This is a genomic window from Acidovorax sp. JMULE5 (genome assembly GCF_013376875.1).
In the GTDB taxonomy this organism is placed as follows: domain Bacteria; phylum Pseudomonadota; class Gammaproteobacteria; order Burkholderiales; family Burkholderiaceae_C; genus Acidovorax; species Acidovorax facilis.
Map to the genome: position 1 here is coordinate 5,049,615 of NZ_CP035951.1, position 13,203 is coordinate 5,062,817.

The 13,203-nt window shown below is 65.7% G+C and carries 13 protein-coding genes; all 13 read left to right on the plus strand.

What is annotated here, in order from left to right; all coding sequences use genetic code 11:
• Positions 1 to 6: 6 nt before the first annotated feature.
• The 13 genes from EXV95_RS23015 (at position 7) to EXV95_RS23075 (ending at position 13,115) form a co-directional block, all read left to right on the plus strand.
• Positions 7 to 1,224, plus strand: coding sequence for a formate dehydrogenase subunit gamma (locus EXV95_RS23015; RefSeq protein WP_055402823.1), 1,218 nt, complete (start codon positions 7 to 9; stop codon positions 1,222 to 1,224).
• Between the two features lie 11 nt (positions 1,225 to 1,235).
• The gene (locus tag EXV95_RS23020; protein ID WP_055402902.1) at positions 1,236 to 1,622 is read left to right on the plus strand and encodes a hypothetical protein; all 387 of its coding nucleotides are present in this window, start codon (positions 1,236 to 1,238) and stop codon (positions 1,620 to 1,622) included.
• Positions 1,623 to 1,765: 143 nt separating this feature from the next.
• The gene (locus EXV95_RS23025) at positions 1,766 to 2,755 is read left to right on the plus strand and encodes a formate dehydrogenase accessory sulfurtransferase FdhD (protein ID WP_176888645.1); all 990 of its coding nucleotides are present in this window, start codon (positions 1,766 to 1,768) and stop codon (positions 2,753 to 2,755) included.
• A gap of 109 nt (positions 2,756 to 2,864) precedes the next feature.
• Positions 2,865 to 4,496 (plus strand): C13 family peptidase, encoded by a 1,632-nt coding sequence (locus EXV95_RS23030; RefSeq protein WP_176888646.1) that lies wholly within the window; start codon positions 2,865 to 2,867, stop codon positions 4,494 to 4,496.
• Between the two features lie 40 nt (positions 4,497 to 4,536).
• Positions 4,537 to 7,056 carry an ABC transporter permease gene (locus tag EXV95_RS23035; protein WP_176888647.1) on the plus strand — a complete coding sequence of 840 codons (2,520 nt, stop codon included), beginning with the start codon at positions 4,537 to 4,539 and terminating at the stop codon, positions 7,054 to 7,056.
• Between the two features lie 96 nt (positions 7,057 to 7,152).
• Positions 7,153 to 7,587 (plus strand): group II truncated hemoglobin, encoded by a 435-nt coding sequence (locus tag EXV95_RS23040; protein WP_176888648.1) that lies wholly within the window; start codon positions 7,153 to 7,155, stop codon positions 7,585 to 7,587.
• Between the two features lie 190 nt (positions 7,588 to 7,777).
• Positions 7,778 to 8,347: a DUF2199 domain-containing protein gene (locus tag EXV95_RS23045; RefSeq protein ID WP_176888649.1), complete on the plus strand. Its 570-nt coding sequence runs from the start codon at positions 7,778 to 7,780 to the stop codon at positions 8,345 to 8,347.
• A 58-nt stretch (positions 8,348 to 8,405) separates the two neighbouring features.
• Positions 8,406 to 8,900 carry a RidA family protein gene (locus tag EXV95_RS23050; protein WP_176888650.1) on the plus strand — a complete coding sequence of 165 codons (495 nt, stop codon included), beginning with the start codon at positions 8,406 to 8,408 and terminating at the stop codon, positions 8,898 to 8,900.
• Between the two features lie 62 nt (positions 8,901 to 8,962).
• Positions 8,963 to 9,373: a GFA family protein gene (locus tag EXV95_RS23055; RefSeq protein ID WP_176888651.1), complete on the plus strand. Its 411-nt coding sequence runs from the start codon at positions 8,963 to 8,965 to the stop codon at positions 9,371 to 9,373.
• Between the two features lie 483 nt (positions 9,374 to 9,856).
• Positions 9,857 to 10,042, plus strand: a complete 186-nt coding sequence (locus EXV95_RS23060) for a GNAT family N-acetyltransferase (RefSeq protein WP_370460137.1) — start codon at positions 9,857 to 9,859, stop codon at positions 10,040 to 10,042.
• Between the two features lie 14 nt (positions 10,043 to 10,056).
• The gene (locus EXV95_RS23065; protein WP_176888652.1) at positions 10,057 to 10,275 is read left to right on the plus strand and encodes a hypothetical protein; all 219 of its coding nucleotides are present in this window, start codon (positions 10,057 to 10,059) and stop codon (positions 10,273 to 10,275) included.
• Between the two features lie 189 nt (positions 10,276 to 10,464).
• Entirely contained in the window at positions 10,465 to 12,462 is a 1,998-nt protein-coding gene (locus EXV95_RS23070) for a bifunctional 2',3'-cyclic-nucleotide 2'-phosphodiesterase/3'-nucleotidase (protein ID WP_255485034.1), read from the plus strand.
• A 122-nt stretch (positions 12,463 to 12,584) separates the two neighbouring features.
• The gene (locus tag EXV95_RS23075) at positions 12,585 to 13,115 is read left to right on the plus strand and encodes a midcut-by-XrtH protein (RefSeq protein ID WP_176888654.1); all 531 of its coding nucleotides are present in this window, start codon (positions 12,585 to 12,587) and stop codon (positions 13,113 to 13,115) included.
• Positions 13,116 to 13,203 lie beyond the last annotated feature (88 nt).

The following is a 13,203-nucleotide window of genomic DNA, read 5'->3' on the forward strand; positions in this document are numbered from 1 at the left end:
CCCGCCATGAAACACATCATGTGGTCCCTGGCTTTGGCGGCGGGATGTGCCTGGGGGCCAGCGGGTGCCCAGGCTCCGGCAGCGCCAGATGCCGCCGCGCCTGCGGTCACGGCACCGGCTGCTCCCGCAGCGACCGGCGGCATTCAAAGCCAAAGCATTTTCGAGGTCAAGCCAGACGCCAGCGCAGACCCCAAATACGCCGAGCAGACCAATGGCGAACGCGCCAAGGTACAGCCCGGCAACAACGCGCCCATGTGGCGCCAGGTGGGGCAGGGCGTGACGGGCTACAGCAGCCTGCCTAAAAGCCAGGCGCCCGAGGCGGGCAACCTGATCCAGCCGTTCGTGCAGTACCCAGGCTCGCGTTTCACCAACGCAGGCGAGGCATGGCGCCAGGTGCGCAACCACTGGATCATTCCTTACGGTGCGGCCTTGTTTGCCATCGTGTTGCTCGCGTTGGGCATCTTCTACTTTGTCAAAGGTCCGCTGGGGCATGAGCACCCTGACGGCACCGGAGCCCGCCGCATCGAACGCTTCACACCTTTCGAGCGTGCTGCGCACTGGTCCAATGCCTTTGCGTTCATCGCGTTGGCCATCTCCGGCATCGTCATGGCGTTTGGCAAGTTCTTCCTGCTGCCCATCATGGGGGCCACGCTGTTTGGCTGGCTTACGTATGCGCTCAAGAACGTGCACAACTTCATGGGCCCGCTGTTTGCTGTCTCATTGCTGGTGATCATCCTTACCTTCGTCAAGGACAACATCGCCAACCGGGCCGACTTTGTGTGGCTGTCCAAGGGCGGCGGCATGCTGGGGGGTGACCACCAGGTTCCGTCCCACCGCTTCAACGCCGGCGAGAAGGGCCTGTTCTGGTGGGGTATCACCATCCCCGGCATCTTTGTGGTGGCCACCGGCTTGGTGCTCGACAAGCTCATTCCCGGCTTTGGTGACGTGCGCGGCGACATGCAGATCGCCCACATGATCCATGCCACCCTGGCGATCTGGATGATGGCGCTGATCTGCGGCCACATCTACATGGGCACGGTGGGCATGCGCGGCGCCTACAAGGCCATGAGGACGGGGTACGTGAGCGAGGGGTGGGCCAAGGAGCACCACGAGCTTTGGTACGACGACGTGCAGGCGGGCAAGATTCCCCGCCAGCGCAGCGCCAACCCATCCGCAGCCGATGCTGCAGCTACACCATCTGCGGGCCAGCCCGCGCAGGTATGAGGTTTCGCACCATGATGCAATTTTCTCGATCTTCCCTGCTGGCGTTGTGCGCGGCCAGCGTCTGTACCCTGGCATCGGCCAAGCTGCCCGCGCCTTCACCGGAGGCTGCCGCCAAAGCTGCCGAGGCGGCGGCCAAAGCCGCCTGGGCCGGCAAGGTGGACAACTACAAGTTGTGCCTGTCACAAGACCGTGTGGCGGCCCACTACCGCAAAACCACGCCAACAGCCAAGCCTGCAACGGCAGCAGGCGCAGGGTGCACCGACCCCGGCCCCTTCGCCTACACACCGCCTGCTGCCAAGCCCATTGAAGCGGCGGGTGCCCATTCGCCACCGGGCACAGCCAGCAGCCCACCCAGCACGCTGGCACCTGCCGCAGCTGCGTCAGCGCCCAAATCCTGACGCCAACCACTGTCCCGCCGTCAGAAAGAGCCGCGCCCACTTGGTGGAGCGCGGCTTTTTTGTGGTGGTCGCAGTACGTGCTTTTCCTCGATTCAGATGCCCCATGCCCCGCCTTGGGGAGAGGTACTGCGTATATTCGCCCCATGTCTCTTTCATCACCTTCCGCCTCCCCGGCTGCGCCCGTGCTGCCGCGCCTGACGCAGGCGCATGCGCCCCTTACCCACAGCGTGGAGGTCGTGAACGAACTGGGCGAGCGCGAGCAGGTGCAGATCCCCGCCGAGCGGCCGCTCACCATCTATGTCGACAAGCGTGAACTCGTCACCCTCATGACCCTGGGCGCGCAGCCGGAACTGCTGGTGCTGGGCTATCTGCGCAACCAGCGGCTGGTGGAGTCCGTGTTCGACATCGAATCCATCACCGTCGACTGGGAGGTGCACGCCGCCGCCGTGCGCACGCGCCACGGCATTGCCCGCATTGAAGAGCGCACCGCGAGCAAAGTGGTCACCACCGGCTGCGGCCAAGGCAGTGTGTTTGGCGGGCTCATGGACGAGGTGGACCGCATCACCTTGCCTGAGGCACGCCTGACCCAAGGCGAGCTGTACGGCATCGTCAACGCCATCCGCCTCAAGGAAACCACCTACAAGTCCGCAGGCTCCGTGCACGGTTGCGCCTTGTTCCGGGGGGAGGCGCTGCTCACCTTTGTGGAAGACGTGGGGCGCCACAACGCCATCGACACCATTGCAGGGTGGATGTGGATGAATACAGATGGCAAGGTGCCGCAAGGGGGCGCTTCCTCCACGCTATCCGGCGGCACGCCTGCAGAAAATACTGCTTCGGAGAGCCTGCACGCGCCCATGTCCGGTGCAGACAAGGTGTTCTACACCACGGGCCGACTCACCAGCGAAATGGTCATCAAATCTGCGCAGATGGGCGTCCCCATCGTGGTGTCCCGCAGCGGCATGACCCAGATGGGACACGCCGTAGCGCAGCAGCTGGGCCTGTGCGCCATCGGGCGCGCCACCAATCGCCGGTTTGTCTGCTACAGCGGTACAGATCGGCTGGTGCTGCAGCCGGAGCTGGCGCAGGTACCCGTCGTACCGGTGGCCAGGGGCGGAGCTGGAACTGCCTCCTGAGGAGGCGGGGCTGTGTGAAGGGGGCGTTACGCGATTTCGGGAAACATCGCAGTGCGAACTACCGGCTGGTGGTTGAAAGAAACCGCTCCCACAATGGCATGATCGCCCCATGAAAGACCTGAACGCCAAGAGCGCCTGGGCCGATACCCTGCCCAGCCAGTGGGGGCCCGAGTCCGCCAAAATCGAAATTCCCTTGGGGGAGCAGCCGCCCGCGCCGTCTGCCGGCGCCGCATCCACCATGGCCCCGGCTCCCGCCGAGTTGTCCCTGTGGGACTGGATGCGTGAAGGCCTGCGGGCCGCGTTGTTCCTGTCGCCGCGCACTGCTGCTGCTGCGCCTTCACCCTGGCAGGTGCTAGTGCTATCGCTGCTGGGTGGCGCGTTGCTGGTGGGGGCTGCGCGGTTTCAGGTGGCGGGGCCTGTGCAGTTCAATCTGCGGGGCTGGCTGGCGCCCATGTGGAGCAGCCTGGTGCTGATGTGGCTGGCCTGGTGGGCCATGGCCCCGGCACAGCGTGCGGCGGCACAAGAGCCCTCGGCGGGTGTTTCGGGGCCTTCGGGCGGGCTGGCGGCCTGGTATGTGTTGTCGGCGTGGGCTCCGCTGGCGCCTTTGTTGCTGCTGTATGTCTTGATGGGGGCCGTGGCGCACAAGCCAGACCTGTGGGGCGGGGCGGTGGCTGGCAATATTTTCTGGGTGGCCTATGGCGTGCTCACGCTGTGGGTGCTGGCCACGCTGGTGGTGGTGAGTGCACGCTTCATCCGCTCGCGGCTGCGCACGGCCATCTTTTCGGTGGCGATGGCAGCCGTGATCGGCTTGGGCATGTGGCAGTTCCAGGACCAGCCCTGGGAGCTGGACGCCTTGGCCGCTGCATCTGCCCAGTCGGGCGAGGAGGGGCAGGCACAACCGGAGCCCGCGCACCTTGTCCTCTCGCAGGCAGTCTTTGAAAACCAGCAGGCGCTCTGGGATCGGCAAGTGCAGGCCCTGCCTGCTGGCCGCGATGGCGTGGCGGATGTCTATGGGCTCGTGTTCGCCCCCTACGCCAGCGAAAACGTGTTCCGGCGTGAAAGCACCATGGTCAGCACGCTGCTGCAAGAGCGCTTTGACGCCCAGGGCCGTGTGGTTCACCTGCTCAACCACGCAGAAACCGCAGACACCCATGCCTGGGCCACGCCGCAGAACCTGCAGCGTGCCATCGCTGCGCTGGCCCAGCGCATGGACCGTGACAGCGATGTGCTGGTGATCTACATGACCTCGCACGGTGCGCGCAACCATGAGTTGGCGGCCTCGCACTGGCCGCTGGAGGTGCCCCCCGTCACGCCCGAAATGCTGCGCGCCATGCTGGACGAGGCGGGCATCCGCCACCGCGTGATTGCCGTGTCGGCCTGTTTCTCGGGCGGCTGGATCGAGCCCTTGGCCACCGACAGCAGCCTCATCATGACCGCCGCCGATGCCACGCACACGTCATATGGCTGCGGCACGCGCTCCGAGCTGACCTTCTTTGGCCGGGCGGTATTCCACGAACAGCTGCGCCAGACACATTCGTTCACCGAAGCCTTTGCCAAGGCCGCCCCCGTGATTGCGCAGCGCGAGGTGGAGGCGGGCAAGCAAGACGGCTTCTCCAACCCGCAGATCCACGTGGGCGCGCAGATTGTGCCCGTGCTGCGTGCGCTGGAGCATCGCCTGCAAACGGCAGAGGCAGAAGGCAGCGCGGAGGCCCAGGTGGCAGCAGCGGGCGCAAAGCCCTGAGCTTCGCCAGAGCGTTCCATTTGCGCTAAGGTTCAGCGCCATGAACCTGTCTTTTTTACGCTTGGGCTGGCGCACGCTGGCCCGTGACCTGCGCGCGGGCGAGTTGCGGCTGCTGATCGTGGCCGTGACGCTGGCGGTGGCAGCCCTCACGTCGGTCGGTTTTTTTGCCGACCGCCTGCAAGGTGGCCTGCAGCGCGATGCCTTGCAGCTGCTCGGCGGCGATGCCGTAGTGGCCAGCGACAACCCCACGCCCCCCGCCTTTGTCGAGCAGGCCAAGGCCCTGGGTCTGCAGACCGTGACCACGCTGGGCTTTCCGACCATGGGCCGCGCCAGTGACGCCCAGGGCGGCGCCAGCAAGCTGGTGGCGCTCAAAAGCGTGCCCCCGGGCTACCCGCTGCGCGGCAGCCTCAAGGTGGCAGACGCCCCCGGTGCGCTCGACCAGCCCACCCGCGACATCCCGGCCCGCGGCGAGGTGTGGGTGGATGCCCCGCTGCTCGAATCGTTGAACCTGGCCATGGGCGACATGCTGCTGCTGGGCGATTCGCAGCTGCGCATTGCACGCATCATCGTGATCGAGCCCGACCGCGGCGCCGGTTTCATGAGCTTCGCCCCACGGGTGATGGTGAACGAGGCCGACCTGCCCGCCACCGGCCTGGTGCAGCCCGCAAGCCGCCTGACCTACCGCTTCGCCGTCATCGGGTCGGCCCCTGCGGTCAAGGCGTTCAGCGAATGGGCTGTTGCCGAATCGAAAAAGCCCGACGTGCACGGCGTGCGCGTGGAGTCGCTCGAAAGCGGCCGCCCCGAAATGCGCCAGACGCTGGACCGTGCGCAGAAATTCCTGAGCCTGGTGGCGCTGTTGGCAGCGCTGCTGTCGGCCGTGGCCGTTGCCCTGGCCGCGCGCGGCTTTGCGGCCGAGCACCTGGATGCCTCGGCCATGCTGCGGGTGCTGGGCCAAAGCCAGCGCACCATCGCGGGCGCCTACACGGCCGAATTTGCGTTGGTGGGCCTGTTTGCCAGCTCATTGGGCGTGGCGCTGGGCTATCTGGTGCACTACGCCTTTGTGCTGCTGCTGGCGGGCCTGGTCGAGTCGGCCCTGCCGCCGCCCAGCCTGTGGCCCGTGGCGTTTGGGCTGGGCATGGGGCTCACGCTGCTGTTTGCCTTTGGTCTGCCGCCTGTGCTGCAACTGGCCCAGGTGCCGCCGCTGCGGGTGATTCGGCGCGACGTGGGCGGGCTCAAGCCCGCATCCCTGGCGGTGCTGGGCATTGGGGTGGCAGGCTTTGCCGCCTTGCTGCTCACGGTCAGCAGCGACATCACGCTGGGCCTGATTGCCGTGGGTGGCTTTGCCGGGGCGGTGGCCCTCTTTGCCGGGCTGTCGTGGGTGGCAGTGAAGCTGCTGCGCAAAAGTGTGAACGAGGCCACCGCGCCCCGCTGGCTGGTGCTGGCCACACGGCAGATTTCTGCGCGACCGGCCTATGCCGTGGTGCAGGTGAGCAGCCTGGCCGTGGGGCTGCTGGCGCTGGTGCTGCTGGTGCTGCTGCGCACCGACCTGGTGGACAGCTGGCGCAAGGCCACCCCACCCGATGCGCCCAACCGCTTTGTGATCAACGTGATGCCCGACCAGGCCGATGCCTTCCAGCAGACGCTCAAAGACGGTGGCGTGGCCAAGTACGACTGGTACCCCATGATCCGGGGCCGCCTGCTGGCCGTGAATGGCAAGCCCGTGGGCCCGGCCGACTACACCGACGACCGCGCCAAGCGCCTGGTGGACCGTGAGTTCAACCTGTCGAACGCCGTGGAGGCACCGCCCCACAACCAGGTGGTGGCCGGTGCCTGGACGCCGGGCGAAGAGGGCGCCATCAGCGTCGAAGAAGGCATTGCCGAAACCCTGGGCCTGAAGATGGGCGACCGCCTGCTGTTCGATATGGGCGGCGTGCAGAACGAGGCACGCATCACCAGCCTGCGCAAGGTGGACTGGGGCTCGATGCGGGCCAACTTCTTCGTGATGTACCCCGTGGCCACCGTCAAGGACGTGCCCGTGACCTACCTGGCGGCCTACCGTGCGCCCGAGACCAACGGCTTTGACAACGGCCTGGTGCGCCAGTTTCCCAACATCACCAACGTGGACATGGGCGCCACCATTGCCCAGGTGCAGCGCGTGCTGGAGCAGGTGATCCGTGCGGTCGAATTCCTGTTCGCCTTCACGCTGGCTGCTGGGCTGGTGGTGCTGTTTGCCGCCGTCACGGCCACGCGCGAAGAGCGTGCTCGCGAGTACGCCATCATGCGCGCCGTGGGCGCCCGCGCCAGCCTGCTGCGGCAGGTGCAGCGCGCCGAGCTGATGGGCGTGGGCCTGCTCGCGGGCTTTCTGGCCAGCGCCGTGGCGGTGGGCGTGGGCTGGGCGTTGGCGCGCTTTGTGTTTGACTTCACCTGGACCGCGTCGCCCTGGGTGCCGCTGGGCGGTGCCGTGGCGGGTGCGGTCCTGGCACTGGCCGCGGGATGGTGGGGGCTGCGCGAGGTGCTGCTGCGCCCCGTGGTCGATACCCTGCGGCGCTCGGCGGAGTGAGCGCTGCCAGCTTGGCTTAGCCTAGTCATGTGTCAAATTACTATGTTTTTGATAGCTTGTAGCGCTTGATGGATAAGCGCTAGAGCCTGTTTTTATATGAATTCTGACGTTTCTCTACCCGGTGGCAGCGTCGACGAGCCCGCACCCGCCGTCATCCCCTTCGAATGGATCGGCGGCGAAAGCCGCGTGCGTGCGCTCACCGAGCGCTTTTACGACCTCATGGACCTGGAGCCCGGCTACGCCGAACTGCGCGCCGCCCACGGCAGCGAGCTGGCCAATGCTCGCCAAAAGCTGTTCATGTTCCTCTGCGGCTGGCTCGGTGGCCCCTCGTACTACACCGACCAGTTCGGCCACCCCCGGCTGCGCGCACGCCACATGCCGTTTTCCATCGGTATCAAGGAGCGCGACCAGTGGGTGGCCTGCATGGACCAGGCCATGGGCGAGACCGACGTGCCCGCAGACCTGCGCGCGCGCTTGAAGGAGAGCTTCATGGGCACGGCCGACTGGATGAGGAATCGGGGCGCCCCCTGAGCGGATGCGCTGGTTTACCCCTGAACGGGGATGCACCCGGTGGACTGGCAGAGCCAGACCCTCGGGTGCACTGGCGGGGCCGCTGTCGCTGGCTTCGCGGGTGGACCCGTTCGCACGGCACGCCTGATGCGATGCGCCTGTTAAATTCGGGCTCCTCCCGTTACCCCGCCGGTTTCGCCGCCGCTGCGCCATGCCCGTGACCACCGCCCGCAAGACCACTGCACGCAAGACAGCAACGCCCGCCAAAGCGCGCAAGTCCGGCGAGCGCTCCGGTTTTCGCTGCGGCAGTTGCGGCGAGTGGCATGAAGAGCTGGCCACGGACATCGGCTGCGGCCTGCCCGACGCCGTGTTCGAGCTCAGCTACCTGGACCGCTACCGGCGCGCCCGCTACAACCAGGATTTCTGCACGCTCGACGGCAAGCGATGGTTCATCCGCTGCGTGCTGCCCGTGCCCTTCACCTATCGGGATGACTATTTCGGCTGGGGCGTCTGGATCGAGGTGACGCAGCAGCAGCACGACCAATACCTCGTCTTCTTCGAGGAGAGTGGCGGCACACCGCCGGTCATTCAAGGCACGGTCGCCAACCAGCTCAAGGGCTACCGCGCCACGCAGGGCCTGTCCGTGCGCCTGGACATGGACCCGGACCGCCGCCCGCTGGCCTACCTGCTGCCCACATCGCGCCATGCGCTGGCGCGGGAGCAGCGCAAGGGCATGGACGCCGAGCGCCACCATGCGCTGATAAGGCCCTTCGCGGGGTGATGTGACGTTGCCGTCGTCGTCCTTCTTCATTGTCTGCACTCCACTTGTTTGTCTTCATATGTCACGCGACCAACGTTTTCAGGATCAGGCCCAGGCCCTGGGCTACAGCTTCGATGGCGAGATCAAGATCGGCGGCAACTACGTGCCGCTGGTCCGCGATGGGCACCACATCTACCTGAGCGGCCAGATCCCGCGCGTGGGCGACACGGTGGTGGTCACCGGGGACGCGGGTGCCGGGGCGTCGCTGGCCGATGCGCAGAAGGCTGCCAAGGTGTGCGCGATGCGCGCACTGGCGCTGTTGCAACGCGCGCTGGGCTCGCTTGATGCGGTGCAATCCATCCTGCGCATCACGGTCTACGTGCAGTCGGCGCCGACATTCACGCAGCAAAGCGAGGTGGCCGACGGTGCGTCGGAAATCCTGTTTACCGTGCTGGGTGAGGCGGGCGCGCACACCCGCACGTCGGTGGGCGTGCTGCAGCTGCCCAAGAACGCGACGGTGGAGGTGGACCTGATCGCTTCAGTGTCCCCAGCGGCCGCGCCCGCTGCGCGCTGAGCCGGCGCAGCCGCTGCCCTGCATCAAATCGCATCGCGCTCATCGCCCAAGGAAGAACCACCATGACCGACCCCGTTGTGCACCGAGGAAGCTGCTTGTGTGGCGGCGTCCGCTATGAAACCACGGCGCCCGTCCGGGCCTCGTCGCACTGTCACTGCTCCATGTGCCGCAAGGCCCATGGCGCAGCGTTCGCGAGCTACGGCAACGTGCGGCGCGAGCACCACCGCTTCGTCCAGGGCCAGGCGCTGGTGCGCACCTACCAGTCTTCGGCCCAGGTCACACGCACGTTCTGCTCGGTGTGTGGCTCGCCCCTGCTGTGGCACAGCGAGGGCGCCCACGCCGACTGGGTGGCCGTGCCGCTGGGCACGCTGGACACGCCCTACGACACGCCGCCCCAAAAACACATCTACGTGGACTCCAAAGCCCCCTGGGTGGTGATTGGGGATGGCTATCCGCAAGAGCCGCAGGGGTAGGGGCCATGGCGGTCAGAGACCTTGTTGATCAGGACCTTCCGCAGGTGTATGCCTTGCTGGTTGCGCACGGCTGGTCGCACCGGCTAGGCACCCTGTCGAAGTTCGAGGCGCTGGTGGCTGCGTCGCAGTGCAACCTGGTGGCGCTGCACGGGGACGAGGTGGTGGGCTATGCGCGCGCCATTACCGACGGGCCAAGAGCCTGTTTACGATCTCCCAGGGGTCGCGCAGCGGTCTTGGCGGGATGGAATGCAAGGCGCGGTGCGCAGTGGATAGCCCGGCTATCCACAAGCGCTGCAACGCCACAGACCACCCGCAAAGACCACTGCCCGAAGGGTTGAAGCGAAATCGGGCGATTAGACGCCCCGGCTGCTTGCATGGGCATGAGCCCATGCGGCGCATCCGAAGCGTCCACTCATCCCGATTGCGCTCCAACGCGATCCCCTGCGAGATCGTAAACAGGCTCTTCGCAATGGCTATCTGTCCATGCTGGTCGTGGCCCCTGCGTTTCGGGGCCAGGGGCTGGGGCGCGCGTTGGTGCAACAAGCATTGGCCAAGGCGCCCGCAGCCACCTGGGTGCTGCGCGCTGGCCGTTCAGGTGCATCCGAATTTTTTGCGAGAATGGGTTTTGCTCCGTCGGCGATTGCAATGGAGCGCACACGCTCCACCTGACACGCTTGAATCCCATGAACCACCCGCGTTTCCATGTTTTTGGCCGCATCGTCGAGGTGCGGCGCGAAGGTGCGCTGTGGCAGGCCTACCGTGTGGGCGGCGATGGCAAGCGCACCCCCTCCGGTTTTGTGATTCCGGATTTTGTGCAAGAGCATGAGTTGGTGCAGTTCCTCGAAGACCTGTTCCACGAAAGTGCCTCGCCGCACAACGGCGACGTGCACCGCATCGATTGAGCCGCTGCAAGACCCGCTGACCGCCGCATGTGGCGCTGGTGTTGCGGCCAGCTTGCCACGTCACACCGCTGTCAAACCCTGCTCAGACACTCGGTCCCTTGTTTCCAACTGGGACTGTTCATGTCTGACCGCACTCTGGGCTTTCTGATTTCTCCTTCGCATGTTTCACGCCGTGCGGCCACATTGGGCATGGTGGCGCTGGCTGCGTCGCTGGCCGCCTGCGGCGGCAGCAGCGACAACGGCGGCAGCAACGTGGGCGCCACGGCCACGCTGGCCGTGCTGGAGACCACCGACCTGCACTTCAACGTGCGCAGCTACGACTACTTCAAGCTGGCCGAGGACAAGAGCTATGGCTTTGAGCGCACGGCCACGCTGGTGCGCGCCGCGCGCAAGGAGTTTGCCAACACCCTGCTGGTGGACAACGGCGACACCATCCAGGGCACGGCGCTGGCCGACTACGAGGCCACCATCAGCCCCATCCCTTGCACGCAGCAGTTGTCGATGTACAAGGCCATGGGCTCCCTGGGCTTTGACGCGGGCACTCTCGGCAACCACGAGTTCAACTACGGGTTGCCCTTTCTGAATCAGGTGCTGGGCGGCGGCCTGGACGTGGACGGCGTGGATGGCTCCAAGAAGTGCGCTGGCGCTGGCTTCCCGGTGGTGCTGGCCAACGTGGTCAGCAACAAGACCAAGAAGCCGCTGGTGCAGCCCTACACGCTGCTGGAGCGCACCCTGGTGGCCAAGAGCGCGGATGGCAAGGACGTGAAGCTGCCCATCAAGATCGGAGTGATCGGCTTCACCACGCCGGGCATCATGAACTGGGACAAGCGCTACCTCGAAGGCAAGGTCACTACCGAAGGCGCGGTGGAGGCGGCCAACAAGTACGTGCCCGAGCTGCGCGCCAAGGGCGCTGACATCGTGGTGGCGCTGCTGCACGGCGGGCTCGATGGAGCGGCCTACTCGCCCACCATGGAGAACCCCGGCCTGTACCTGTCGAAGGTGGCTGGCATCGATGCGATGGTGATGGGCCACCAGCACGGCGTGTTCCCCGACACGGCAGCCATCCCCGGCTTCAAGCTGCCGGGGGTGGACCACAAGGCGGGCACCATCAACGGCGTGCCAGCGGTGATGGCCAGCTCCTGGGGCAAGGCCTTGGGTGTGGTGCAGCTCGCGTTGCAGTGGGATGGCACCAAGTGGGTGGTCAACAAATCCGCCAGCAAAAGCGAGTTGCGCAACATCCAGAGCAAGAACGCTGCGGGCACGACGGTGACCGTGGATGCCGACCCTGCCATCGCCCCGCTGATCGAGACGCAGCACCAGGCTGCGATCCAGTACGTGAAGACGCCCATCGGCCAGACCGACTTCCGCATGAGCACGCTGTTTGCCGATGTGGGTGACCCGGGCGCGATTCAGATCGTGAACCAGGCGCAGCAGGCCTATGTGGCGGCCTATGTCAAGGCCAACCTGCCGCAGTATGCGCAGCTGCCCGTGCTGTCGGTGAGTGCGCCGTTCAAGAGCGGCTTCCAGGGCGGGGCCGACTACACCGACGTGGCGGTGGGCCCGCTGGCCATCAACAACGCGGCCGACCTGTACCTGTACCCCAACACGGTGTATGCGGTGAAGGTGAACGGCGGCGACATCAAGAACTGGCTGGAGGCAGCTGCCAAGCGCTTCAACCAGATCGACCCGGCCAAGACCACCGAGCAGCAGCTCATCAGCACCTTCCCGGGCTACAACTTCGACATGTTCACCACCGCCGACATGCAGTATGAGATCGACGTCACCCAGCCCGTAGGCAGCCGCATCAAGAACCTGACCTACCTGGGCAAGCCCATCGATGTGGCGCAGGAGTTCGTGATTTCCACCAACAACTACCGCGCCACCAGCGGCAAGAGCTTTATCGACAAGCTCGATGGCCCGGGCACGATCTGGGCCTCACCCGATGCGAACCGGGATGTGGTGATTGACTACATCCGCAAGAACCCGGCGGTAACCCGCGTGGCCAACGGCGCGGCCAAGAGCTGGCGCTTTGCCAAGGCCACGGTAGCGGGCCCGGTGGTGTTCAGCTCGGGCGCCAATGCGCTGAGCGTGGCGCAGGCGGGCGGGCTGGCCAATGTGTCGCTGCTGGCGGCCGATGATGGATCGGGCAAGGGCACGTCGAAGTACGCGATAGACCTCTCGAAGTAAGTCTGGACGGACACAAATACCGCTCTTGGAGACAAAGTGTTACGTGTTAGAGTGACTGCCATAGGCGGAGCAGGCTCCTATTCGACCCTCATCGCCCCCCAATTCTCTTTTTTGGAGTCGCTATGAACCGAACCGCTATTCGCCGCTGGGCCTGTGCAGGGCTGGGGTTGTTTTTCTCTGGGGCGGCGCTGGCTCAGCCAGCTTCCGGCGGAGTCATTAGCTTTGCACTGGCGTCCTCGATCCCGACGTTGTCTGAGTGGGGGATGCTGGCCTTGGTGGCCACCCTGGGGTTGCTGGCTTGGCATGCCTTCCGGCGCCAGGGGCAGAGCGGCAGGTTCTACTCGCTGCTGGCGGCAGCCGTGGGGGTGACCCTGGTGCTGGGCAGCGTCTTTGGTGCACGCAATGCGTACTCGAATGGCAGCATTGATGCAGCCAACTACATCGGGTCTTCGTACAACTTCCCGCCCGATATTGACGAGGTGGTCTACAACTCCGGGGACAAGGACGTGATCATCGTGAGCATTCAGGCGGCTTCGTCCGGGTACACCATCGTGCCGCCTAACACCTTGCCCCAGTGCCAGGTCGGTATGCGAATCCCTGCCCACAGCGCCATCCCCTTTTGCTACGTTCGGGTGGAGAGCAATCAGCTTTGACCGGACGCTTCGCCACGCGGCCCAATTCCCGACGCGTAGCGTTGGGATGATGTGGGATATTTGCTATTAAATGAATAGCGTCTAGCGC